This is a genomic window from Neisseriales bacterium (genome assembly GCA_016699915.1).
Classification (GTDB): Bacteria; Pseudomonadota; Gammaproteobacteria; order Burkholderiales; family Q3-R57-64; genus Q3-R57-64.
The window spans coordinates 36,453-62,134 of the sequence record CP064990.1 but is presented as its reverse complement, the minus strand read 5'-3'; the positions used below and the strand labels follow the sequence as shown (position 1 = coordinate 62,134).

The 25,682-nt window shown below is 41.3% G+C and carries 19 protein-coding genes and 1 tRNA gene; 7 read left to right on the top strand and 13 right to left on the bottom strand.

The annotated features are described in order from the left end of the window. Positions 1-16 precede the first annotated feature (16 nt). Both nusA and rimP read right to left on the bottom strand, forming a co-directional pair. The gene (gene nusA / locus IPK86_00315) at positions 17-1,504 is read right to left on the bottom strand and encodes a transcription termination/antitermination protein NusA (GenBank protein ID QQS16696.1); all 1,488 of its coding nucleotides are present in this window, start codon (positions 1,502-1,504) and stop codon (positions 17-19) included. Between the two features lie 16 nt (positions 1,505-1,520). Continuing rightward, positions 1,521-1,967, bottom strand: coding sequence for a ribosome maturation factor RimP (rimP, locus tag IPK86_00310; protein QQS16695.1), 447 nt, complete (start codon positions 1,965-1,967; stop codon positions 1,521-1,523). A gap of 480 nt (positions 1,968-2,447) precedes the next feature. Between rimP and argS the strand changes: the two genes are divergently transcribed. Both argS and IPK86_00300 read left to right on the top strand, forming a co-directional pair. Then, positions 2,448-4,166, top strand: coding sequence for an arginine--tRNA ligase (gene argS, locus IPK86_00305; GenBank protein QQS16694.1), 1,719 nt, complete (start codon positions 2,448-2,450; stop codon positions 4,164-4,166). Positions 4,167-4,364: 198 nt separating this feature from the next. Further along, entirely contained in the window at positions 4,365-5,816 is a 1,452-nt protein-coding gene (locus IPK86_00300; protein ID QQS16693.1) for a purine permease, read from the top strand. A gap of 62 nt (positions 5,817-5,878) precedes the next feature. Here the strand turns inward: IPK86_00300 and IPK86_00295 are convergent, their stop codons facing one another. After that, on the bottom strand, positions 5,879-6,220 hold the full coding sequence (locus IPK86_00295; protein ID QQS16692.1) for a hypothetical protein: 342 nt from the start codon (positions 6,218-6,220) through the stop codon (positions 5,879-5,881). Next, entirely contained in the window at positions 6,213-7,247 is a 1,035-nt protein-coding gene (locus tag IPK86_00290) for a 2Fe-2S iron-sulfur cluster binding domain-containing protein (GenBank protein ID QQS16691.1), read from the bottom strand. The genes IPK86_00295 and IPK86_00290 overlap by 8 nt, the downstream gene beginning before the upstream one ends. A 142-nt stretch (positions 7,248-7,389) precedes the next feature. Between IPK86_00290 and trmB the strand changes: the two genes are divergently transcribed. Next, complete coding sequence (gene trmB, locus IPK86_00285) at positions 7,390-8,046, top strand: tRNA (guanosine(46)-N7)-methyltransferase TrmB (protein ID QQS16690.1); 657 nt, start codon at positions 7,390-7,392, stop codon at positions 8,044-8,046. A gap of 6 nt (positions 8,047-8,052) precedes the next feature. Here trmB and mnmE read toward each other — a convergent pair whose 3' ends face one another. The 6 genes from mnmE to uvrB form a co-directional block, all read right to left on the bottom strand. Next, entirely contained in the window at positions 8,053-9,408 is a 1,356-nt protein-coding gene (gene mnmE, locus IPK86_00280) for a tRNA uridine-5-carboxymethylaminomethyl(34) synthesis GTPase MnmE (protein ID QQS16689.1), read from the bottom strand. Between the two features lie 50 nt (positions 9,409-9,458). Then, positions 9,459-10,091 (bottom strand): DUF484 family protein, encoded by a 633-nt coding sequence (locus IPK86_00275; GenBank protein QQS16688.1) that lies wholly within the window; start codon positions 10,089-10,091, stop codon positions 9,459-9,461. Positions 10,092-10,112: 21 nt separating this feature from the next. Continuing rightward, positions 10,113-10,955: a diaminopimelate epimerase gene (dapF, locus tag IPK86_00270; GenBank protein QQS17006.1), complete on the bottom strand. Its 843-nt coding sequence runs from the start codon at positions 10,953-10,955 to the stop codon at positions 10,113-10,115. A gap of 18 nt (positions 10,956-10,973) precedes the next feature. Further along, positions 10,974-12,035 (bottom strand): ferrochelatase, encoded by a 1,062-nt coding sequence (hemH, locus tag IPK86_00265; GenBank protein QQS16687.1) that lies wholly within the window; start codon positions 12,033-12,035, stop codon positions 10,974-10,976. A gap of 9 nt (positions 12,036-12,044) precedes the next feature. After that, positions 12,045-14,369, bottom strand: coding sequence for a DNA translocase FtsK 4TM domain-containing protein (locus IPK86_00260; GenBank protein ID QQS16686.1), 2,325 nt, complete (start codon positions 14,367-14,369; stop codon positions 12,045-12,047). A gap of 147 nt (positions 14,370-14,516) precedes the next feature. Further along, positions 14,517-16,523, bottom strand: coding sequence for an excinuclease ABC subunit UvrB (gene uvrB, locus IPK86_00255; GenBank protein QQS16685.1), 2,007 nt, complete (start codon positions 16,521-16,523; stop codon positions 14,517-14,519). 210 nt (positions 16,524-16,733) lie between these two features. On the opposite strand from uvrB, the gene IPK86_00250 reads away from it, so the two are divergent. From IPK86_00250 to IPK86_00240, 3 genes are all read left to right on the top strand, one after another. Then, on the top strand, positions 16,734-17,675 hold the full coding sequence (locus tag IPK86_00250) for a serine hydrolase (GenBank protein QQS16684.1): 942 nt from the start codon (positions 16,734-16,736) through the stop codon (positions 17,673-17,675). An 18-nt stretch (positions 17,676-17,693) separates the two neighbouring features. Further along, positions 17,694-18,497, top strand: coding sequence for an undecaprenyl-diphosphate phosphatase (locus tag IPK86_00245; protein ID QQS16683.1), 804 nt, complete (start codon positions 17,694-17,696; stop codon positions 18,495-18,497). A gap of 87 nt (positions 18,498-18,584) precedes the next feature. Next, positions 18,585-18,661: transfer RNA gene (locus IPK86_00240), tRNA-Met, on the top strand. Between the two features lie 62 nt (positions 18,662-18,723). On the opposite strand, the gene IPK86_00235 is transcribed toward IPK86_00240, so the two are convergent. Next, positions 18,724-19,194: a single-stranded DNA-binding protein gene (locus tag IPK86_00235; protein QQS16682.1), complete on the bottom strand. Its 471-nt coding sequence runs from the start codon at positions 19,192-19,194 to the stop codon at positions 18,724-18,726. Positions 19,195-19,383: 189 nt separating this feature from the next. Between IPK86_00235 and uvrA the strand changes: the two genes are divergently transcribed. Beyond that, positions 19,384-22,212, top strand: coding sequence for an excinuclease ABC subunit UvrA (gene uvrA / locus IPK86_00230; GenBank protein ID QQS16681.1), 2,829 nt, complete (start codon positions 19,384-19,386; stop codon positions 22,210-22,212). Here uvrA and alaS read toward each other — a convergent pair. Then, positions 22,209-24,848 carry an alanine--tRNA ligase gene (alaS, locus tag IPK86_00225; GenBank protein QQS16680.1) on the bottom strand — a complete coding sequence of 880 codons (2,640 nt, stop codon included), beginning with the start codon at positions 24,846-24,848 and terminating at the stop codon, positions 22,209-22,211. The genes uvrA and alaS overlap by 4 nt on opposite strands. 121 nt (positions 24,849-24,969) lie before the next feature. Beyond that, positions 24,970-25,635, bottom strand: a complete 666-nt coding sequence (locus IPK86_00220; protein QQS16679.1) for a hypothetical protein — start codon at positions 25,633-25,635, stop codon at positions 24,970-24,972. Between the last annotated feature and the right edge of the window lie 47 nt (positions 25,636-25,682).

Genomic DNA, 25,682 nt, shown 5'->3' with positions numbered 1-25,682 from the left:
GCCGTTTACCGTCGCATTAAGATTCGTCGATTTGCCAATGTTCTCTTGCTTTCAAAATCAGCTGATTGGCTCTTTTTTCGTCAATATCGGCAATCTCTACTAGTTCATCTGTAGCCAGATCAGCCAAACCATTACGCGTTGTAATACCTTTTGCAACCAGCTGGTGCAATATGTGGTGATCAATGCCTTCAAGATTTTTCAGTGCCTCTTCTGCTGTTGAGGTTTTTTCTTCATCGTTAATAGCCTGAAGCAATAGAGCATTTCTAGCACGCTGACGCAATTCATTAGCCAGTGTTTCATCAAAGCCTTCAATGGCTAAAAATTCAGCAGTTGGGACATAAGCAATTTCTTCTAAACTTGCAAACCCTTCTTGAACCAGGACAGCCGCAACGTCTTCACCAATATCAAGGCTTTGAATAAATAATTGTTGCATCGAAAGATCTTTACCACGCAATTTTTCGTTTGCCTCGTCTTCAGTGAGAATATTCAGATTCCAGCCCGTTAATTCAGCTGCTAAGCGAACATTTTGGCCATTTTTACCAATAGAAAGCGGTAATTGATCCTCGTTAACAATGACATCCATAATATGGCTTTCTTCGTTTACAACGATACGATTAACCTGGGCAGGAGATAATGCATTAATGACAAATTGTGCTGCATCAGGTGACCATAGAACGATGTCAATGCGCTCTCCAGCAAGTTCCTGTATCACTGCTTGCACGCGCGAACCGCGTATACCAATGCAAGTACCTTGTGGATCAATTCTTGCGTCGTTAGACTTCACGGCAATTTTAGCGCGTGCACCGGGATCTCTGGCAACTTCTTTAATTTCTAGCAAACCTTCTTCAATTTCTGGAACCTCTAATTCAAATAACTTGCGCAGAAAGTCACACGATGTTCGAGTCAGTACCAACTGTGGACCACGACTGGTTTGATCGACACGGAGTAAGAAGGCTTTAATGCGGTCTCCAATGCGCAGATTTTCACGCGGGATCATTTGATCATGTGGCAACACAGCATCCAGTTTCCCACACTCTACGATGATGTGGTGGCGCTCTACACGTTTGATTTGTCCGTTAATCAGATGGTCTTGTCGTTGCAGAAAATCATTAAGCAACTGTTCCCGTTCTGCGTCACGCATTTTCTGTAGAATAACCTGCTTTGCAGTTTGTGCACCAATTCGACCCAACACGACAGCTTCTATAGGCTCTTCAATGAAACCACCTAATTCGGCTTGCGCATTTTTTTTGAGCGCTTGCTGCAAAGTCAATTGACAGTTTGGCGTTTCAAGCATGGTTTCTTCCACAATTTCCCAGCGACGAAAACTCTGATAAGCACCAGTTTCCCGATCAATCTCAATGCGAATGTTGGCATCCGTTTCACCGCTTATTTTTTTCTTTGTTGCCGAGGCAAGCGCCAGCTCTAAAGCTGAGAACACAATATCCTGACTCACATTTTTTTCGTTTGCCAATGCCTCTACTAGCAGCAGTACTTCCCGGCTCATATGCCGTCTCCCACATTTAGTGTTTTATTAATTCGGGCTCCAAACGCGCCTTGCTAATTGCTGACAGGGCGACATTTATAGTGCTGTCACCAAGATCCAAAAAGAGCTGATCTTTTTCTACTTTAAGGAGTCGACCTATCATATTTTTTTTCTTGTCTATTGAGGCTGTACTAGTTTTGATTTTGATATAGATCAATTTGCCAATTGATCGCAAAAAATCTGCTTGTGTTTTGAGTGTCCTGTCAAGACCAGGGGAAGATACTTCCAATCTTGCGTAGTCAATATTTTCCGCTGCGAATAGGCGCGTGAAATGCTGACTGACAGCTACGCAATCCTCAATGGTGACCCCACTGGGTTGTCGATCAATAAATAAGCTCATGGTTTTACCAGTTACATACTCTAGATGAACAAGCTCATATCCCAAACCAACAAGCGTTTTTTCACACAGTGTATGTATGTCCATATAGTTATCCAGAAATAAAAAATGGGCACCCAGCCCACCTTTATCCAAACATACCCAGTGTTATTCTAGCCTATTTTTATAGCAACTATCAATTTGTTGCACTGTTTTTATCAGTTACGCATGATTTTAAGCACTTCACTCCATTGAGAGTACATCCTGTTTAGACAGATTTGGAGCATGCCGATTTCATGTTTATCGTTGCTTTTATTGATACAAGCAAAGTCTTATTGATCAATCCTATAAGACGGTATGATGGTTCAATACAGTGCTCTGTTATCTCTTCAAGGATTTTTTACCAAAAACCTTCGCGTAAATGGTATATTATAACAAATTGAAAGGCAAGCTCATCAGTTGCGATAGCGAATTTTATTGGAGCGAATTAAGTGCTTGCGAGTTTTTTGTTGAATCGGCTCTGCTTCGGCGGCACGTGGTCGCTTTGTACAAACCATTCAGGTAACAGATAGAAAAGAGGCAATTCTCATGACTGTTTTACAATTGCTTAACAAACATGTAACTTTGGCGTTATCTCAAATTGGGTTAGATCATGTACAAGCGGTTGTGAGGCCAGCTTCTCGCCCAGAGTTTGGTGACTATCAAGCAAATGGCGTGATGAATGCCGCCAAAGTACTCAAAATGGATCCAATGAAACTTGCGAAGCAAGTGGTTGGTAAGCTTGACCTTAAAGGTGTGGTTCATCAGATTGATGTGGTTAAACCAGGTTTTATCAATTTTCACCTTGATACAGAGTTTTTAAGTAAGCAACTCAAAGTTGCTTTAGCTGATCCTAAACTCGGCATTCATTTACCGAAACCGCAACATATCATGGTAGAGTACTCTTCACCAAACATTGCCAAAGAAATGCATGTTGGGCATCTTCGTACGACTGTAATTGGGGATGCATTAACAAGAATATTTGGGTATCTTGGCCATCATGTTGTGCGTGGCAACCATGTTGGTGATTGGGGTACGCAGTTTGGTATGTTAATCGCCTATCTTGTTGAGATACAAAAGGCGGGCAAACAAGCCATGGAATTGGCTGACCTGGAAGAGTTTTATAGAAAAGCTAAAGTGCGTTTTGATGAGGATGAAGCATTTGCTGATGTGTCACGTGATTATGTCACTAAATTGCAGGGTGGTCAGCCGGAAATTTTGGCGTTGTGGCAACAATTTGTTGATATTTCTTTAGAACATTGCCAAGCGGTTTATGAGAAACTAGATGTACTATTAACGCGTGATGATGCTAAAGGCGAGTCCTCTTATAACGAGGATTTGCCTACTGTTGTCGAGGATCTAGAAAAAGCAGGATTGTTAGCAGTTGATGCAGGTGCCAAGGTAGTTTATCTAGAAGAGTTTCGTAACAAGGATGGTAAACCACTCGGTGTTATTGTTCAAAAACGAGATGGCGGTTTTCTTTATACAGCTACTGATCTTGCAGCAGTACGCTATCGCCATCGTGTTCTCAAATTGGATCGTGTTCTGTATGTGGTGGATGCACGGCAAAGTCAACATTTTCAGCAAATATTTCGCATTTGTCGCAAAGCTGGATTTGCGCCACCCGAAATGGTGTTGGAACATATCGGTTTTGGATTAGTTTTGGGAAGTGATGGCAAGCCCTTTAAGACGCGATCTGGCGATACAGTCAAAATGATTGCGCTTTTGGATGAAGCGATTGATCGGGCGCTTGTCATTGTAAAACAAAAAAACCCTGATTTATCTGAAAAGGAACAGTTAAAGCTCGCTCATGCAATCGGTATTGGTGCCATTCGCTATGCTGATCTTTCCAAGCATCGTACAAGTGACTACATATTTGATTGGGATACGATCCTTGCTTTTGAAGGGAATACTTCGCTTTATATTCAATATGCTTATACGCGTATTCAAAGTATCTTTCGCAAGGCAGGTGCTTTTAGCGGTGGCGGATCTATTAACTTAGTGGATCCTACTGAGCGGCGCTTAGCGAATCATTTATTGCAGTTTGAGGATGTACTACATTCAGTTGTTGAGGGCTGTTATGTCCATCATCTATGTACATTTCTATATCAATTAGCCAATATATTTTCGAATTTCTACGAAAATTGCTCTATATTGAAAAGCGAGCCTGCATTAAAAAATAGTCGCTTGCAACTTTTAGCATTGACCGCAAGAACACTTAAGGTGGGTATGGAATTATTGGGTATTAGAGTACTTGAGGCGATGTAGTGCTATGCCGAGCTTAGGTACGCATGGTCATTGCATTGGTCTTGTTATTATAAAGTCCTTGTTTTTATCAGGGATATGATTGTTGGAAAGTTGAGGTGTTTGTAGTTGGTAGTTAGGTTGTTCAGGAAGGCGTTTATTGTGGTTAAACAATATTAATATCAACTTTTGTTTATTTGTCATTCATTCGGGGACTGTGCTATGTCGCTTGAAACTTACCGCAAACCGGATCTGATTTATCAGCTAGAAGATAGACCTCCTCCTGTTGCGGCGCTCATTGGTGCGGTGACACATTTGTTGGCAATATTTGTACCGATGGTGATGCCGGCTTTGATCGTGGGAACCACACTTAAATTCCCGCCAGAAATGACCGCATATCTTATTTCCATGGCAATGGTGGCATCAGGTATTGGCACCTTTTTGCAGGTGAACCGTTTCGGTATAGTTGGCTCTGGATTGTTATCTATTCAATCTGTGAATTTTTCATTTGTGACGGTGATGATCAGCACGGGTATGGCAATGAAAGCTGGTCAAGTAGAGCCTGCTTTTGATGTGATCGTTTCCACTTTATTAGGCGTATCGGCTGTCGGTGCTTTTTTGGTGATTGCTGCTTCTCGTGTATTACCTTATTTGCAGCGTATTATTACGCCTACTGTCAGCGGTATTGTTGTACTGATGATTGGTTTGAGTCTTATCAAATTTGGCGTTATTGATTTTGGAGGTGGATTTGGTGCCAAAATGTCGGGCACATTTGGCGCATACCAAAACATTGGGTTGGCAGCACTTGTATTGGTAGTTGTCTTGTTTTTAAACTGTTTCCGCCAGCCCCTCTTGCGCATGGGATCTATTGCCATTGGCCTGATTGTTGGTTATATCGTTGCCTTATGTATGGGCATGGTGGATTTAACCCCACTTCGTGATATGCCTATTTTGACGATTCCCGTTCCTTTCAAATATGGTTTTACATTTGATTGGACAGCATTTTTGGCGGCCGGTACGATTTATCTATTAAGTGTGCTTGAAGCAGTTGGGGATATTACGGCGACCGCTATGGTATCTGACCAACCTGTTGAGGGACCAGAATTTACTTCTCGGCTTTCGGGTGGTGTATTGGCAGATGGTATTGTTTCTGTTATCGCTTGTGTTTTTGGATCATTACCACTGACTACTTTTGCACAAAATAATGGCGTTATACAAATGACTGGTGTAGCGTCTCGCCATGTTGGTAAATTGATGGCTGTGATACTGGTTATATTGGGGCTTTTTCCTGTTATTGGGCGCTTATTTTCTACGATTCCTAGCCCAGTAGTCGGGGGCGCCATGATTTTAATGTTTGCCATGATTGCCATTGCTGGTATTCGCATGATCATGTTGTACGGCATGAATCGACGAGAAGCAGTGATTGTTGCCACATCACTCGGGTTGGGTTTAGGGGTATCGTATGAGCCCGAATTGATTAGACAGTTACCCTTGCAAATTCAGGCTTTGGTGGATAATCCTATTTGCGTCGGTGGGCTAACGGGTATTGTGTTAAATTTATTAATCCCACAGTTGAAAACGCAGCAAGATTCTGCCAAGGAAGCTATGCCTATTAAGGTGATTTATAACAAGAAATCAAAGAAATTTGCACAATTAGCCAAAAAAGGCAAATAACACGCAATAGTATAGCGCCCACACACTTCGATTGTGCGGGGCGCTAGTGTTACTATTTTTAGTTAATAACCAAAAAAATCAAACTTTTTTCCTACTTCTATCCAATGAGCAGTATTATCTAGCGCAATAATTGCTGTTGCGATGCACAACATTGGCTGCAGATATTTTTCTTTTTTGTTCAACTTAAATCTTAGGCCCTCCGCCATAGAAGATTTTGCTAACTTGATGTGTGCTTGAATAATTTTGTGTTCATCTTCAAGCTTAATCATGTTCATAAAGGTATCTTCATCAATCATTGGTGTTTTTGACGCTTCATTTTTAGCATATTCCAATGAATTCTTTGAAAGAAAGATATGATATTCGTTGACCTCAAAACCATTATCTATTAGTCCTTGTCTATCCAAATGAATCTTCAATTTGAATTTGTGGTGCGGTAAAGAAGGTGTCAGAATAAAACTCACTATCTGGTAATCCAATTGATAACAATGCTTTATGGGTTGCTTCGACCATTTTCTGCCCGCCACATACATAAGCTTGATAGCCTGATAGATCTGAAAAATCATTTAAAACAGCCTGATGAACATAACCTGTTCTACCTGTCCAGCAGTCAGCTGGTAAGGCTACTGACAAGATGGGTATATGCTGGAAATGTTGTAACTCACTTTGCCATCCTTCAACGCGTCGGTTAAGATACAGATCATTTTTATCCCGAGCGCCTCGATATAAGATCATAGGACGTTTGGACTGTTGTTTAATCATATACTCAATAATACTTTGAACGGGCGCAAATCCTGTGCCGCTGCAAATAAATAATATGGGCTTGTCAGATTCTTGGAGACAGAAGTCGCCCATCGGTCCTCTGATATTGAGCGATTCGCCAGGTTTGACTAAATCATTAAACACTTCGCTAGCAAATTTGCCATGAGCTCGATAGCGTATATGTAGTTCAAGGTAACCTTTTTCATGGGGTGGGTTAGCAATGGAAAAACTACGCTCGCTGTGATCTTTCATGATGACATTGACATACTGACCTGCGTAAAAAATGAATGGTTCATGTTGTGGCAGTATCAATGTTAATAGTGCTACACGATGTAATTTAGTGATGGATTGGATTTGTGTTGCCCATACTTTGGGCTCAATAATTGCTTGGTCTGATGGCAAGGTTGATGCTAAACGTAAATCAGAGCGTGCATGCGCACGACATAATAAGACAATGTTATCCTGAATCTCTTCAGCTTTAAGCGTGCCTGTTGCGTAGGTATCTTGCCCAATATCTCCAGACAATATTTTGCATTTGCATTTGCCACACAAACCATTGCGGCACCCGTAAGGCAATGGGATGTTTTGCCGTATCGCAGCCTCTAGAACAGTTTCTTTTTCTTCAACTTGGAAAGTATGATGAGTGGATTGCACAGTAACACAGTAAGTCATATTGTTTCCTTATAAGACATATGAAAGTTACTCTCAATGATGATTGAAGCAGACTCATGATAATGGCATCGTAAATTGGTCAGAGCATGATGGTGTATTGTAAACTGACCCATAAACAATTTGGCTAAATATCTTGGATGAAATGAGAAATATCAAAAGCTTCGTACGACGCCAAGGACGTTTTTCTGTCGCCAAAAAACAAGCGATGGAAAATGATTTATTGATATGGGGCATTGTTTATCGACCTTTTTATCTTCATCTAATCGATGTCTTCAAAAGAGAAGCGCCTTGTATTTTGGAAATCGGTTTTGGTATGGGATTGGCTAGTGCTGATATTGCTATACATCACCCACAGTATGATTATCTTTGTGTAGAAGTACATAGTCCTGGCGTTGCTAGTTTATTGAAATTAATTGCGCAGCATGAAATTCGCAATATTCGAATCATTCATCATGATGCAGTTCCTGTTGTGGAACACATGTTACCGAATGAGGTTTTGGCTGGTATCCATCTTTTTTTCCCCGATCCTTGGCCCAAAAAACGCCATCAAAAAAGACGTCTTATCCAAAAACCTTTTGTTGAATTATTAGTCGATAAATTAAAAGTGGGTGGCTACATTTACTGTGCTACCGATTGGGTTGATTATGCAGAGCATATCAAGGCAGTTTTATCAGCTTTTCCGATGCTTATGCCACTTGACCAAGATGCGAATATTTTCTATCGACCCACCACAAAATTTGAACAACGTGGTTGCAAACTCGGCCATCAAATCACTAATATTATTTTTGTAAAACGCTAGTTGATTTTATTTGCCAATACAGAATTTTGAAAAAATTTCGTCAAGCAGATTTTCGTTAGAAATTTCTTTCGTAATACGATTAAGTGCCTGCTGAGCCAAACGCAAGGCTTCAGCGATAAGCTCTAATTGCTGATCAAGTTGTTCGGCTTCATTGACATATTGCGCCGCTTCGTTGAGTGCTTCTAGGTGGCGTTCCCGTGCAAGAAATAATCCTTCAGTGTTACCTTGCCAACCAATGTAATGGAGGATGTGATCACGTAATAAATCAATGCCCAAATGCGCTTTGGCAGAGAGCAATATTGTACACTCAGTTTCTTTTTGTTTAACGCTGGGTTCTTCATTAGTCAAATCGATCTTATTGCAAACTGTCAAGTATGGGAGATTTGCTGGAAGATGCTTTAGCAATTTTTTTGTGTCCTGTGTCAATCCATAACGGCGATCTACTATGATGAGCGCAAGGTCTGCTTGATGGATCATTGACCAAGTACGGGCAATCCCTATTTTTTCTAATCTATTGCTCGTCATACGCAATCCGGCTGTGTCAACAATATGAAGTGGAATGCCATTGATGAAGATCATTTCTCGTAGCGTATCTCTAGTTGTGCCAGCCTCTTCATCAACAATCGCCACATCCTCTGCGGCCAATGCGTTCATCAAGCTAGATTTGCCAACATTTGGTGCCCCAATTAGTACGATATGTGCGCCATCTCGCAGTAAAGCACCTTGCTTGGAATGCGATTGTAGGATCGCAAGCTGTGCTTGCAGGGTTTTGATATCGCGATGAATATGTTCAACTGACAGCAAATCAATGTCTTCATCTGAAAAATCAAATGTCGCTTCAATCATGGCGCGCAGTGTTGTGATATCTGCGACCAACTGATTGATTTGGTATGAAAAATCGCCCTTTAAGGATCGCATGGCATTTTTAGCTGCTATGCTACTTTGCGCATGAATCAAATCAACTATACTTTCAGCTTGCGCAAGATCCAGTTTGCCATTTAATAGGGCGCGGCGAGTAAATTCACCGGGTTGTGCTAAACGAGCACCAAGTGCTAGGCATCTTCTTAACAAAGTTTGTAACACAACGATGCCACCGTGTCCTTGTAATTCCAGCACGTGTTCACCAGTAAAACTTGCTGGCTCTATAAAATAAATAGCAAGACCCGTATCAAGAGTGGAGCCGTCTTCTGCTAAGAAATCTTTATGGGTTGCAAGTCTTGGTTGTAGTGGACTGCCCAAAAGTGGTACAAGCATATTCGGAACAGCGGGACCTGAAATGCGAACCACACCGATACCAGCAAGACCAGTAGCCGTGGCAATAGCAGCGATGGTATCTGTAGTTTGTGAGGTTGGCTTACTCATCAATTTTGCCTGACTGACAACATGCTGAAATTATGCGTTATGCCACGATATCAAACCAGAAAGCGTAATAATGCCACACTGATCTGTTCGTCCATCTTTTGCAAATAATGATTGTGTAAATCCGGCGAAAAGCGCTCAGGGTCTTCACTGCCAATTAGCAATAAACCAAAATGGGCTTGATGACTATCCATTAAGGGCAATATCGCAAAAGACTGAAAGGTTGTTGTACTGGGCAACCAGGCCAGTAGTTCATCACGAATGTAATGCGCACAAGTTGGATTTAAACTATTTAATGATTGCTTGCATTGTTCAGTAGGCTGAAAATAATTGGGCAGTGCTTTGGCATGAGGATGCCAAAGCTTCAAAGCAATGTATGGCAGATTAAACACAGCACCAAAAACAGTATCAATCGCTCGAATCAATGCGTTAAGATCGGATGCAGATAGGAGTGCCAAAGTTAAAGCGTGCAAGTGCTGTTGTGTCGTATCATTTAGTGTGGCGTTGGCTTGCAACCTATCAAGGTGTAGCTTAAGTTGTTGGTGTTGCCCACGGAGTGTGGAGAGTTGTTTTTCAGACAAGGCCATGACGTCATTTAATTTGGGACTTAAGCCAAATTGTGGTGCATGTTGCATCAAGAATGCCGGATGCGCTACTAAATATGCCAATACTTCATTTTCTTGCACAAGATTTCCTTAAAGTTTTTTTTAAAGTAGTGAGCCGATATCAATTTGCCCAATAAAGCTTGTTGTAACAGGACCTGTTAGCCAAACAGGATGTGTATTTCCTTTCCATTCAACAGTTAATATCCCGATGGGCATGTGTACAGTCACTTTTTTTGCTAGTTGGTTAAGACGAATACTACTAACCACAGCGGCACAAGCTCCACTGCCACAGGACCATGTTTCGCCAACCCCTCTTTCAAAGATGCGGAGTTTAATCATATTACGATCAAGAATTTGCATAAAGGCGACATTTGTTTTTTGGGGGAAAAGCGGATGTTGCTGCAGCGCACTACCAATTTTTTTAACGGGAGCGCTTACAATATTTTTAACGGTCAATATGGTATGTGGATTTCCCATTGATAATATTGATAGCCAATAGATCTTTTGGTTGATTGTGATGGCATATTGTGTTGCCTCGCGATCAATCAACAAGGGAATTGTCTTGGGCTCAAAAGTAGGTAAACCCATATTAGCTGAAACTAGACCGTCTGACTGTTTTTGTACATTGGTAATACCCTTTTGGTGAGCCATTGCTAAAATTGGTTTTGTCGAAAGCTGATTATCCCAAATAAATTGAGCGCAACATCTTACACCATTGCCACATTGCTCAACTTCACTACCATCTTGATTAAAAATACGGTAAGAAAAATCGCTTTTGGGTTGTTTCGGTTTTTCGATCAGCAATAACTGATCAAAACCGATACCGAGTTGACGATGTCCTAATTGGCGGATTTGTTGAGTAGTCAGCGCAACTGTCTGCGTAACATTGTCTATGATGACAAAGTCGTTACCAATGCTATGCATCTTGCTAAAATTACATCTCATCATAGAGCCTTACTATTTTCAATTATGTGATTTATTAGTTTTTGGCGGCAAGCAAAAAAGCATGGGTAACGCTGAATGCATAATGCGAAACAGCATCTTAACAGCACCATCCGTGCTATTTAAGCAGGGAATATAACGCAATGTGTGTCCACCAGCTCGGCGAAATAGTATTGTACCTATTTTGGCAATTTCATAGAGTGTTTCTAAGCAATCTACCATGAACCCTGGACAAATAACATCAAGTGTATGTGTTTGTTGAGCACCGAGCTTGCGTAATATAGTTTTTGTGTAGGGCTGCAACCATTTTTGTGGACCAAAACGGCTCTGAAAGGATACGATATATTGGTTTGGTTTAAGTGACAGCGCCTGAGCGAGTGCTTGAGCAGTTGCATAGCATTGGTCATGATAGAATCTACTCCTTGCTAAGGGTTGCTGCGGTAAACCATGAAAACTCATTAATAATTTATCACCCTGCTGATTGGTATGCCAATAATGCGTAACTGAATCGGCCAATGCAGCAATATAATCAGGATGCTCAAAAAAGCCGCTAATGGTATGCACAATTGGTCTACTGTGATGATAGCGCATCAAGTATTGCCACACTTGATCTAATGCACTGTGTGTGGTTGCCTGAGTGGACTGTGGATAAAGGGGTAATACGACCAAGTGTTCAATACCCTGTTCTAAAAGATCCTGTAATACATTGCCAATGGCTGGATGACCATATTGCATAGCGTACTTAATGAGAATTTGATTTGCATGTTGTTGAGCACATTGTGTTTGCAAATGCCTAACTTGCTTTTGACTATGGATATGTAAAGGTGAACCTTGTGGTGACCAGATATCCTGGTAAGGTTTGACTAATTGGCGCGATCGGATTTGCGCAATACCCCAAAGCATTGGTTGCCATAACCAACTTGGCAGCTTGACGATATGTTTATCAGATAGTAGATTTTTAAGATAGTCGAAAATAGCCCGAGCACTCGGTTCAGTCGGCGTGCCAAAATTGATCAACAATACCCCACACGAAGTAAAATAAGCTGGCGAGTGGGTAGAGTGTTGTGATGCAACACTATTCACAGCCAAAGTTCACTCATCAGTAGGTGGCACAAGCACTGTTCGGTTACCGCTACTTTCCATTGGACTAACCAAACCAGCAACTTCCATTTGCTCAATAAGTCTTGCAGCACGATTATATCCGATTCTTAGGTGTCGCTGTATGGATGAAATGGTGGCACGTCTTGTTCTAAGGACGACAGCAACTGCTTGATCATATAAAGCACTGTCTTCCATATTGTCTGCTGCAGTGATTACTGCTACATCATGTTCGCTACTATTTGTACTATGTTCCAAAATGTTCGCCACATAATCTGGCGCACCATAAGTTTTGAGAAACTCAACAACCCGATACACTTCTTCATCGGCAACAAAAGCACCGTGTATACGCTGTGGATAACCTGTACCTGGCGGTAGATACAACATGTCTCCCTGACCTAATAAACTTTCTGCGCCCATTTGATCTAAAATAGTCCGACTATCGATTTTGCTGGATACTTGAAAGGCAACCCTTGTAGGAATATTTGCTTTAATCAATCCGGTAATTACATCTACGCTCGGTCGTTGTGTTGCAAGAATCAAATGAATACCTGCTGCCCGTGCTTTTTGAGCTAATCTTGCGATAAGACCTTCTATTTTCTTGCCCACCACCATCATCAAATCAGCTAATTCATCTACAACCACCACAATAAATGGCATATTTTTAAGGGGTTCTGGTGCTTCTAAATTGGTACTAAATGGGTTAGGTAATGTTTGCCCGGCTTGCTGTGCCTCAAGGATTTTTTGATTAAAGCTGGTCAAATTGCGAACACCCAATTGCGACATTAATTTATAGCGTCTATCCATTTCGCCAACACACCAGTTTAAGGCGTTGGTGGCTTGATGCATATCGGTTACAACAGGTGCTAGAAGATGCGGAATGCCCTCATATACCGATAGCTCTAACATTTTTGGATCAATCATAATCATGCGTACGTCGCTGGATGTGGCTTTGAAAAGTAACGACAAAACCATGGCATTAATGGCAACAGATTTACCAGACCCTGTTGTGCCTGCGACAAGTAAATGGGGCATTTTGCTCAGATTAGCGACAACGGGCATCCCAGCAATATCTTTACCCATTGCTAAGGTTAACGGTGTGTCGCTGTGTTGGTAAAGTTCGGAGCCAATAATTTCTGAAAGCCGAACAATTTGTCGCTGGGGGTTTGGTAATTCTAATCCCATGCAAGTTTTTCCGGGGATGGTTTCGACAACACGGATTGAGCCTAAACTCAGTGCGCGCGCTAAATCTTTGGCCAAATTGACAATCTGTGCGCCTTTGATTCCGACTGCAGGCTCAATTTCATAACGCGTAATAACTGGTCCTGGATATGCTTGAATAACACGGGTTGCAATACCAAAGTGAGCGAGTTTTTCTTCAATGAGACGAGAAGTTACTCGGATGGTTTCTTCAGAAACTGACAAATTCTGTGATGTCACCGATTCTAATAAAATTAAGCCGGGCAGGTTACCATATCCCATATTTGCGAAAAGTGAGCCTTGTCCTGGTGACACGAATTGTGTTGGTTTGGGTCGTTGTTTTTTCTTGATAGCGGCTGGCATACTTGGTATAGCAATGGTAGCAGATTCTGTGCGGGGCACAGATTGATGGGCTGTTTGATGAATGTGTATTGCAGCTTGCCATTTTTTGTTGACCAATTGCCAACTAGAGAGGGCTATTTTTTCCAATACCCAGCCAATTTTCTCAAAAATAGTCAGCCAATGGCAGTGAAATAAGAGCGATAAGCCCAATATACTGAGCGTAACAAGCAACAACACAATACCAGTATGACCGATTGTGTAAGTTACCGAGTTATACAATAATAAACTTAAAAGACCGCCTCCTTGTAATGGCAAAAATTGGTTGTGTGGAGTAACAAATAATGCTTCGATGCCAGTGCTGGCAATAAGGCAGAGTGTAGCGCCTATAGTTCTTTCAGCATAATGTGTTGGCATGGTTTCCAGTTTTAATTGTTTTCGGAGAATCTGCTTGCAATTGAACAGGATGGTTAACAATAAAAATCCGATGAGTACCCAAGCAGAATAACCAAAAAGGTAAAAGAGCGTATCAGACAGCCAAGCACCCGATGTACCAGCATAGTTGCGAATGACTGCTTCATCAGTACTATGTGACCATGCTGCGTCCGATGGAGAATAGCTTAGTAGAGCGATACTTGCATATGCTGTGAGTGCAATCAACCCGAGCCATTTTCCTTCTTTAAGCAAAATAGAAAACCTTGGAGAAGCAACGGTATTGGCATGCGGGATATTTTTTTTCTGGTGAGTACGAAACTTTTGTAAGAGGGATCCCAAACTCATGATTGGTTGATTTATTAGGTAGTGGTTAAGTATGAATGGCCGTATATGCCGTCATTGTCATTGCGCTAACTGATTGCAAAGGGCTATTATACAGTAAGAATCTACTCAAAATTATTGGCAAACTATTTGCGTGGTAAGCGGCTTATTTTATCCATTTTCAAATAATTGCGCTTTGAGTGCCTTGAGTTCATCACGTAATTGTGTGGCTTCCTCAAAACGAAGATCGCGTGCTGCCTTTAGCATTGCTTTTTCAGTTTGCTTAATCACTTTTGCAAGCTGTTTTTCGCTATATAATAGCGTTGGATGATTGATAGGATGGGTGGTTTTATCTAGGCTATAAATACCTTCAATCATGTCTTTTACTGATTTTTGAATACTTTGAGGTGTAATTTGATGCACCTTGTTAAAGGTTATTTGTTTATCTCGGCGTCTATTAGTTTCTGCAATAGCTTTTTGCATACTATCTGTGATGTGATCTGCGTATAAAATGGCACGCCCGTTAACGTGACGTGCAGCGCGCCCGATCGTTTGAATGAGGGAACGTTCTGAGCGTAAAAAACCCTCCTTATCGGCATCCAAAATAGCCACCAGCGCAACTTCGGGAATATCCAAACCTTCTCGTAGCAAGTTAATACCAACTAATACATCAAACATGCCTAAACGTAAGTCGCGAATAATTTCAACGCGTTCTACAGTATCAATATCGCTATGCAAGTAGCGTACTTTTATATGGTGTTCATTTAAATAATCGGTTAGTTGTTCAGCCATTTTTTTGGTGAGTGTTGTGATCAATATACGCTCATTTTGCTTAGTGGCTGCGTAAATAGTGGATAGTAAATCATCAATTTGTGTTGCAGCTGGTCGTATATCAATAATAGGGTCTACCAGTCCTGTTGGTCTGACGACTTGCTCAATAATCTGCGTAGAATGTGCGACTTCATAGTTCGCTGGTGTTGCAGAAATACAAATTGTTTGTGGAATTAGATGCTCAAATTCTTCAAAAGTCAGTGGGCGGTTATCCATGGCAGAAGGCAATCGAAATCCATATTCGACGAGATTTTGCTTACGTGCCCGATCGCCTTTATACATGCTGCCGATTTGGGGAATAGTAGCATGACTTTCATCAATAAAAAGCAGGCTATCTTTTGGCAGGTAATCCAATAAAGTCGGTGGCGGTTGACCAGGATTTCTGCCGGAAAATAAACGAGAATAATTTTCAATTCCTTTACAAAAGCCTATTTCATAGAGCATTTCTAAATCGAAATGGGTTCGTTGTTCGAGCCGTTGCGCTTCGACTAATTTGTCATGGGTTTGCAAAAAAGCCAATTGTGTTGCTAATTCTTCTTTAATACGTTCACAAGCTTCTAGCACTTTTTGACGAGGCGTTACGTAATGACTTGAAGGAAAAATGGTATAGCGACTAATTGTTTTTTGTGCATGCCCTGTCAGGGGATCAAATAGATCAAGCTTGGTAATTTCATCCTCTGTCAAATGAATGCGCAGGGCAATTTCAGCACTTTCTGCAGGAAAAATGTCGATGGTATCACCTCTTACCCGAAAAGTACTTCTTGTAAAATCGCAGTCATTACGCTGATATTGCATAATGGCTAAGCGTTCAATAATCGCTTTTTGTGAAAAATTATCCCCTGTTTTTACATGCAATATCATTTGATGATAGTCGGATGGATCGCCAATACCATAAATTGCAGAGACTGTTGCAACAATGATGACGTCACGTCTTTCTAAGACGGATTTGGTTGCTGAAAGACGCATTTGTTCGATATGTTCGTTGATACTGGAGTCTTTTTCAATATAAAGATCGCGACTGGGCACATAGGCTTCTGGTTGATAATAGTCATAGTAGGATACAAAGTATTCCACAGCGTTTTGCGGAAAAAAATCGCGCATTTCTGCATATAATTGTGCAGCCAAGGTTTTATTGTGCGCCAAAATGATTGCTGGGCGTCCCATGCGTGCGATGACGTTAGCCACGGTATATGTTTTACCAGATCCTGTTACGCCAAGCAGGGTTTGGCATGGCAACCCCTTATTGATGCCATCGACTAATTGCGTAATTGCCTCAGGTTGGTCACCAGCTGGCTCGAAGGGCTGGCTCAATATAAATGGACTATTTGGAAAATATATATTAGGCATGTTTTAAGCTTATATAGCTCTTTTTAAACCATGTAATCTGTCTATAAACAACAATACACTATTTCTTCATGGTACGGGCTCTGCGTATTTTACTGTTTTCCAACTTTTTATCATCCTTGGGGTTCTAATACTAGTTATGGGTTACCACAAGGCACAAATTAGCTTATCATAACGATGATCAATGATAAGTTATTTTAGGTACTGCACACGATGCTTGTTGTCAAACCTTTGTTTTATTGGCCACGTCTTTTATGTTTAGTGATTGCTTGTCAGGCAGCATTTTCTGTTGCATCGACCTTCTGCCTAGACTGTACAAAGCCAAGGGAGGCAATTGGTAATACGAGCCAGTTTGTTTCGCCAACAGAAGCATTATTGGTCAATTCAGGTGCGGCATTGGTTGCGCATGGCACAACAGGTAAATTTTTTTTTGAAAAAAATATTCATACTCAGCTTTCCATTGCTTCGATCACGAAGTTAATGATGGCGATGGTCATATTGGATGCCCATTTGCCAATGGATGAGCTCATTACGATTTTGCCTGAAGATGTTGACGTTATAAAGCGGTCAAGATCTCGACTAAAGATCGGTACCGTGTTATCAAGACATGACGCATTATTATTGGCCATAATGTCCTCTGAAAATCGAGCTGCTTTTGCTTTAGCAAGAACCTATCCGGGCGGTATGCCAGCATTTATTGAATCAATGAATAAAAAAGCCAAATCGCTGAATATGTCACAGACCGTGTTTTGTGACCCAACAGGTCTTGATGCACGTAATTTATCCACAGCAGCTGACTTACTAAAGATGGTTAAAGCTGCCCTTCATTACCCATTGCTACGAGACTATAGTACGCAACGTACTTACGAGTTGAAGATAAAAGAAGGCGTTACCTTAACCTATAATAATAGCAACCCTATTATTCGGGATCATTCGTGGCATATTAAACTCCAAAAAACAGGGTTTACCCGGGAAGCTGGCCGTTGCATGGTCGCTTATGCAACTGTCAATGATCAACCCTATATTTTTATTCTACTTGCTGCACGCAATAGTGTAGCGAGGAGGCAGGATGCTTATCTACTTAAAACCTCACTTGAGCAAGGTAACGATTTGTTAGGTTTATACCGCACTAAGAGTGATGGCAAAATTCGATAGAAGAACGGAAAGTTCTGAATGGATTGGTCGATTTTAATTAAAGCAGCAATAATGGGTATTGTTGAGGGTCTCACGGAATTTTTGCCAATCTCTTCAACAGGGCATTTAATCCTCGTGGCACAATGGATCCATTTTAATCATACTACAGCTGAAGTGTTTGAGGTCGTTATCCAGTTAGGTGCTATCTTAGCAGTATGTTGGGAATATCGCCTGCGATTACTTTTTACGTTGAGGCATATTTTTGATCACCACGATACAAAACGCTTGATGACCAATATATTGGTTGCTGCATTACCCGCTTCAGTGTTCGGATCAGTATTAATTGGCTCTATTAAAGCTTATTTGTTTAATCCTCTCACAGTTGCTATCGCATTATTGATTGGAGGACTGATCATCATTTGGGTCGAACGTCGCGAGCACAGCGTACATGTAGGTCGTATTGAAGAGATGACCGTATTGGATGCACTCAAAGTGGGTTGCATACAAATTTTTTCGCTTGTTCCAGGGATCAGCCGTTCCGGCTCAACAATTATTGGAGGCTTGCTATGTGGCCTGAGCCGTCAGGTTGCCACAGAATTTTCATTTTTTTTAGCAATTCCCATCATGTTTGCGGCGGCGTTTTATGATGGACTACGGTGTCGTGCACTATTCGAATTGATTGACATCCCTATTTTTTTTGTGGGTCTATTTTTTGCTTTTATATCAGCTTTTATTGCGGTCAGAGGATTATTAAAATTTATTTCTCAACACACTTTTCTAGTGTTTGCTTGGTATCGTATTATCTTTGGGCTCGCTATGTTAGGATTGTGGTTCAATGCGTGAAGGGTAACAGGCACGGAAAATACCTGTTTGACAAGTTGAATAAATTCTTGTAGAGTGAACGACCCTATTAGCATAATCAGACACTGGCGCGGGGTGGAGCAGCTTGGTAGCTCGTCGGGCTCATAACCCGAAGGTCATAGGTTCAAATCCTGTCCCCGCAACCAACTGATCACCCGTTTTTTTCTCTCAATTCAGACAAAGTTCACTAGATTAAATTTTGGCTTTCCTAAAAGGGAATGTCATCGTCCAGGTCATCTATAATTTCTTGGGGCTTTTCTTCTTCTATTGCTCTATCGGTTGCACTGGCTGGTGTGTTTGTTTTATGAGTGACTGTATTTCCTGATTCTGACAATGGTACGGCATGATCTTTTGTGCCAAGCATTTTCATGCTACTACATATTACTTCGTAAGCTGTGCGATCTACACCATTTTTATCTTGATATTTCCTTGATCGAATACTGCCTTCAATATAAACTTGTCTACCTTTAACCAAATACTGTTGAGCAATTTCTGCAAGTTTTCGGTATAAGACGATGTTATGCCATTCAGTATGTTCGACGCGCTCCCCGTTTTTGTTTTTCCAGTTTTCGGAGGTTGCGATGCTGAAGGTACACACCGCATCACCGCTTTGAGTGTAACGTGTCTCCGGGTCGCGACCTAAATGGCCAATGAGCATGACGCGGTTAACTGATGACATGGCGATCTCCTAACTATTAGCTAAGCAGCATAAAATTACTACGTATTAGTACACTTGCGACCAATAGAGTAACTCTATTCTACACTATGTTTGATTTTAATAAGGATATGTTGCGATATCGGCTAAAATCATGCCAAGATGTGTGTGATGTTTTGAGTATATTTTACCTACTTATCCAGCTAAAAACCAATGGATTTTATTCGTATTCGGGGCGCTAGAACCCACAACCTCAAAAATATTGACCTTGATTTACCAGCTAAGCGTTTAATCGTTGTTACTGGCTTATCGGGGTCGGGTAAGTCTTCACTGGCTTTTGATACCCTTTATGCTGAAGGGCAACGTCGCTATGTAGAAAGTTTATCTGCTTATGCAAGGCAATTTTTACAGTTGATGGAAAAGCCTGATGTGGATTTGATTGAAGGACTAAGCCCAGCAATTTCTATCGAACAAAAAGTGACAAGTCATAATCCACGTTCTACCGTTGGCACCGTTACGGAGATCCATGACTATTTACGACTACTTTTTGCGCGAGTTGGGGAGCCTTATTGCCCAGAACATAGTAAAAGCCTTGCAGCCCAATCAGTGTCACAAATGGTGGATCATACGCTTACCTTTCCGGAAGGGACAAAAGTGATGATCCTTGCGCCGTGCAGGATGGAACGCAAGGGAGAGCAATTAGAGCTATTCGAACACTTGCGAGCACAAGGTTTTTCTAGGGTACGTATTGATAGGCAACTCCATGAGTTAGAAGCGTTACCTGCACTACATAAACATCAAAAACACAACATCGAAGTTGTGGTAGATCGCATCAAAATACGCCCAGATGCTGCTTCTCGCTTAGCAGAAAGTTTTGAGACAGCGCTTTTATATGGTCAAGGCAGAGCGTTGGTGGTAGATATTGAAAATCATCATGAACAATGGTTTTCTGCCTTGTTTTCTTGTCCACTTTGTGCTTATAGCCTGCCTGAATTAGAGCCACGCCTTTTTTCTTTTAATAGCCCAATGGGCGCTTGCCCAAAGTGTGATGGACTTGGGGAGATCCTATTTTTTGATCCGAACCGTGTTGTGCGCTATCCACAGCTATCTTTAGCCGATGGTGCAATTAGTGGCTGGGATCGGCGAAACATGTTTTATTTTCAAATACTCAAGGATCTTTCTCAGCACTACAATTTTGATGTTGAAACGCCTTTTGAGCAACTTCCTGAATCGGTCAAGTCAGTGGTTTTATATGGCTCAAAAGACGAGTCAATTGTTTTTACGCAGTTATTTAGCACCAAAACCTCCCATAGTCGCCATCCATTTGAAGGGGTGGTGGCTAATTTTGAGCGTCGGTATCTAGAAACGGATTCATCAAGAGTAAAAGAGGAGTTAGTGAAATATCAACTTAATCAAGTGTGTCCTGTTTGTTTAGGTGCGCGACTTAAAAAAGAAGCACGGCACGTTCTTGTTAAGGGTGTTTCTTTGCCGGAAATTAATGCCATGTCACTTCGGGATGCTGCTACTTTTTTTTCCGACCTTGCTTTTTCTGGACAACGTCATGTTATTGCAGAAAAAATTGTCAAGGAAATTAAGGCGCGTATTACTTTTTTGAATGATGTTGGATTAAGCTATCTTTCTTTATCGCGCTCAGCAGAGACTTTATCGGGTGGCGAAGCACAACGTATTCGGTTGGCTAGTCAAATTGGATCGGGTTTAACGGGTGTGATGTATGTATTGGATGAACCATCTATTGGATTACATCAACGGGATAACCAGCGTTTGATTACTACTTTATTACGTCTGCGTGATCTGGGAAATAGTGTCATCATGGTTGAACATGATGAGGAAGCTATTTGTAGTGCTGATTTTATTGTGGATATTGGTCCTGGTGCGGGTGAGCATGGTGGAACGATTTTAGTTGCTGGCCAACTCGATGCTGTCAAAGCATGTAAGCAATCAATCACGGGCGCTTTTTTATCTAAACGCCGATGTATTCAGGTACCTGATCTGCGTTTACCTTATGATCGCAAAAGTACTATCTCGCTATTTGGGGCAACAGGTAATAATTTAAAAAATGTACAATTTGATTTACCGCTTGGTTTAATGGTATGTGTTACGGGTGTATCGGGTTCTGGAAAATCGACGCTTGTTAACGATACTTTTTTCAGAGCTGTATCGGCCAAATTGCATGGCACAACTTCCAAAGAACCAGCACCCTTTACAGACCTGATTGGTATTGAACAGTTAGACAAAATTATCAATGTTGATCAAAGTCCAATCGGTCGTACGCCACGATCAAATCCAGCAACATATACAGGATTATTTACCCCCATTCGTGAGTTATTTGCCAGCGTTGCCTTATCACGAGAAAGAGGTTATAACTTGGGTCGATTCTCCTTTAATGTTAAGGGAGGGCGCTGCGAGGCTTGTCAGGGTGATGGATTGATTAAGGTAGCAATGCATTTTTTGCCCGATATTTATGTTCAGTGCGACATCTGTCAAGGTAAACGTTATAACCGTGAAACATTGGATGTCTATTACAAAGGTAAAAATATTCACGATATTCTCATGATGACGGTTGAAGAGGCCATGGATTTCTTTTCGTCTATTCCTGCTGTTGCACGTCGATTGCAAACGCTCATGGATGTAGGGTTGGGTTATATTCGTTTAGGTCAAAGCGCAATTACCTTGTCAGGTGGCGAAGCGCAGCGCGTAAAGCTTGCTTTGGAGTTATCCAAGAAGGATACAGGACATACACTCTATATTCTTGATGAACCAACAACTGGCCTACATTTTCAAGATGTTGAACTACTACTTAATGTGCTAAGAAGATTGCGAGATCATGGCAATACTATTGTGATCATTGAGCATAATTTAGATGTCATCAAAACTGCAGATTGGATCGTTGATTTAGGGCCAGAAGGTGGAGATGGTGGCGGTCAAATTATCGCTTGCGGTACACCAGAAACTATTGCACGCCACAAAGGTAGCCACACGGGACGTTATTTAGGTAGACTCCTGAATACCAAAAATGGTTAGTTTTGCTTAGTTATCCATGTTTCAATGCTGTGTAACACAGCATTGAGTTGTGGTGTTTTTTGGCAGGATACTTGGGCTAATTCGGCTCGTCCTCCACCCTTACCAACCAATTGTTGTGCAAGATATTGCACCATTTTTCCAGCATGGAAGCGGTGCGTAAGATTGCTTGTTATCCCAACCATGATTAGCACAGTTTCATCATACTGATGACTGGTCAAAACGATAATTGCATTATCAAATTTGGTTTTAAGTTGATCAATTATTTGCCTGAGTACTTCAGCATTTTCTTCTTCTAGCTCAGCGGTGAGCAATGTGATATTAGCGACCTTCTTGGCCATCTTGACCAGTTGGGCAGCAGTGCTGGATGCCAATTTAGTTGTAGCTTGATTGAGCGCTTTTTCAGTATTTTTAAGTTGATGGCGTAGGCTATTTAATTTATCCAATATTTCGTTGTCAACGTTTGCTTTAAGTTGGCTAGCAATTTGCGCAATAAGCTGCTGCTGCTGCTGTGTGTAAAGCAATGCAGCATGGCCTGTTATCGCTTCAATACGTCGTATACCCGCTGCAACACCATATTCATTGGTAATCTTAAATAATCCAATTTCCCCCGTGCGATTTACATGGGTTCCACCACACAATTCACGTGAAAAAGTACCCATGGCTAATACGCGTACTGTCTGACCATATTTTTCATTAAATAGTGCAGTAATGTTCTGAAGCATGGCTTCCTCAAAAGCCATATTTGTAATGGTAATGGGATGATTTTCTACAATGATTTGGTTGACTAAGTTTTCGATTGCTTCACGTTGTTTGATGGATACTGGTGCATTATGGGAAAAATCAAAGCGAGAATATGCTTCGGTAATCAACGAACCTTTTTGTGTAACATGTGAACCCAATATTTGTTTAAGTGCTGCGTGTAAAAGATGCGTAACAGAGTGATTTTTTGCAATGTGTTGACGCCGATTAGAGTCAATAACTCCATAAATGGTATCGCCAATACGCAAGGCGCCCTCTGTTACTACCCCATAGTGGCCAAAAACAGCTGCTTTAATTTTTTGCGTATCCGATACTTCGAAAATTCCTTGATGACTTGTGTGCGTAATAGTTCCGCAATCGCCAATTTGCCCCCCTGATTCAGCATAAAATGGGGTGCGGTCTAGCACAACAACGCCTGCTTCTTTGGCCAAAAGTTCCTTAACGGGTTGATTAGATTTAAAAAGACCAATAATAGTTCCTTGAGCTTGTGTGTTTTGATAACCCTCAAAACAAGTTGCCTGACCATCAAAAGCGAGGCGTTCGGTACTTTTGAAAGCAGTATATTGTTGTGATTGTTGACGCTGAAGTTGCATGGCTTGATCAAAACCTGTTTGGTCAATGTTTATACCTTGCGCTTTACAAATATCGGCAGTTAAATCCACAGGAAAGCCAAATGTGTCATACAGCAAAAAAACCGTTTCACCAGGCAGTAATTTATTTTTTGCGGATTGTCGCATAGCTGTTTCAAGCAATGTCATACCACGCTCTAATGTTTCAGCAAAACGACTCTCTTCTTCAAAAATGGTTTGTTTTATGATGGTTTGTTGAGGGACTAATTCCGGGTAAGCTACTGCCATCATTGATACCAAGTGCTCAACCATGTTATGCAGAAAAGGCTTTTTTTGGCCGAGCTGATAACCGTGTCTACTGGCGCGCCGAATAATGCGACGCAATACGTAGCCACGACCATCATTAGCTGGCAAAACACCATCACCAATCAAGAAAGTAGCAGCTCGAATATGATCTACAATGACGCAAAAAAAGGCATTATTACCACTTGTTGTATTTTCAATAACATGTTTGGCTGATGTCATTAACGCTTGGAAGACATCAGTTTCAAAGTTGCTGTGAACGCCCTGCATAACCGCTGCGATCCGTTCTAGACCCATGCCAGTATCTACGGATGGATTGGGTAAGGGATGCATGACACCGGAAGCGTCACGATTAAATTGCATAAAAACACAATTCCAAATTTCTGTGAAACGATCCCCAGCTTCCTCCATTGATCCTGGTGGCCCGCCTGCTATTGATTTACCATGGTCATAAAAAATTTCTGTGCAAGGCCCGCAAGGACCTGTATCGCCCATCTGCCAAAAATTATCCGAAACATAAGGCATGTTGGCTTGATCACCAATACGTATAATTTTATGGTCAGGCAATCCAATGTCTTGGCGCCAAATTTGATAGCTTTCTTCATCCGGCGCATAGACAGTTACTAAGAGTCGCTCTGGTGGCAAATGAAGCCATTGTGGTGCGGTTAGGAATGTCCAAGCAAAACGAATCGCGTCCTGTTTGAAATAATCACCAAAACTGAAATTGCCCAACATTTCAAAAAAAGTATGGTGTCGTGCTGTGTAACCAACATTTTCCAAGTCGTTGTGTTTACCGCCAGCACGCATACATTTTTGAATGGTGACCACTCGTTTGATGGGTGCAGGTTCAAAACCTAAGAATATATTTTTGAATTGATTCATACCCGCATTTGTAAACAGCAGTGTCGGGTCATTCTGTGGAATCAACGAACTGGATCTTACTAATTGGTGATTATGCTCAATAAAAAAATCAACAAATAGCTGACGAATTTTGGCAGTTTCCATATTTTGTAGTTGCTACTTATTTCACATCCATAATTGCTATTTATTGTACCAATCACATATTTTTATGGCAGATAATTGATGCCGATTGCTGTCAAGGCAACCTTTTGATGAATTTATAATTCTATTGTACATCAAGCACCCAATCACGATGGGCATAATACAATGCATGAAAAAAGAGGATCAGCGCAACACATGATCCTCCGATCAATATCATGAACCATATAAAGGGTGTGCGGTGCACCAAGGTCTGCATCCCAGTTAGCGCTAAGTAGATTGCAACCGATAACGCAAGATTTAATGCCAATAGACTCCCGGCGTGATTAATCATAGTTACAAGGGCTCTTTTGGTTGCTTGGGCTGCTGTTTGGTGCTGTAGCAAGACCAGTGTGGATGCTAAAAAACTAGCGCAGCATAGTAACTGCCAAACCAAAAGCAGTAGCCAAAATAAACTAGTACTACCTGAATAGTGGGTAACATAGAATCGAATAGGTAATTCAACAGCGACATAAAAAATAACCAATGCTGCAATATAAATTAAACAAAGATAGATGAGTTGACGTGTTGCTTGGCAAAATCCAGTGAAAAGAAATGTGATTTTAAGTTTTCCTGTTTCATGCTGTTGCTGACAAGCAAAAGCAATGCCAGCCACGAATAGGGGGTTAGCTAGGTTTAAGGTCAAACTATTTAAGAACAAAAATATCAGGAGCAGGACAATCCATTTGAGAGGATATTGCCTGAATAATGTCCAGCTATTTCTTACCCAGCCCAATATATGATTGGTGCTCACGATAAATTCCATACTTTGATTGATAAAAAACTGCTCACGTTTCCTCA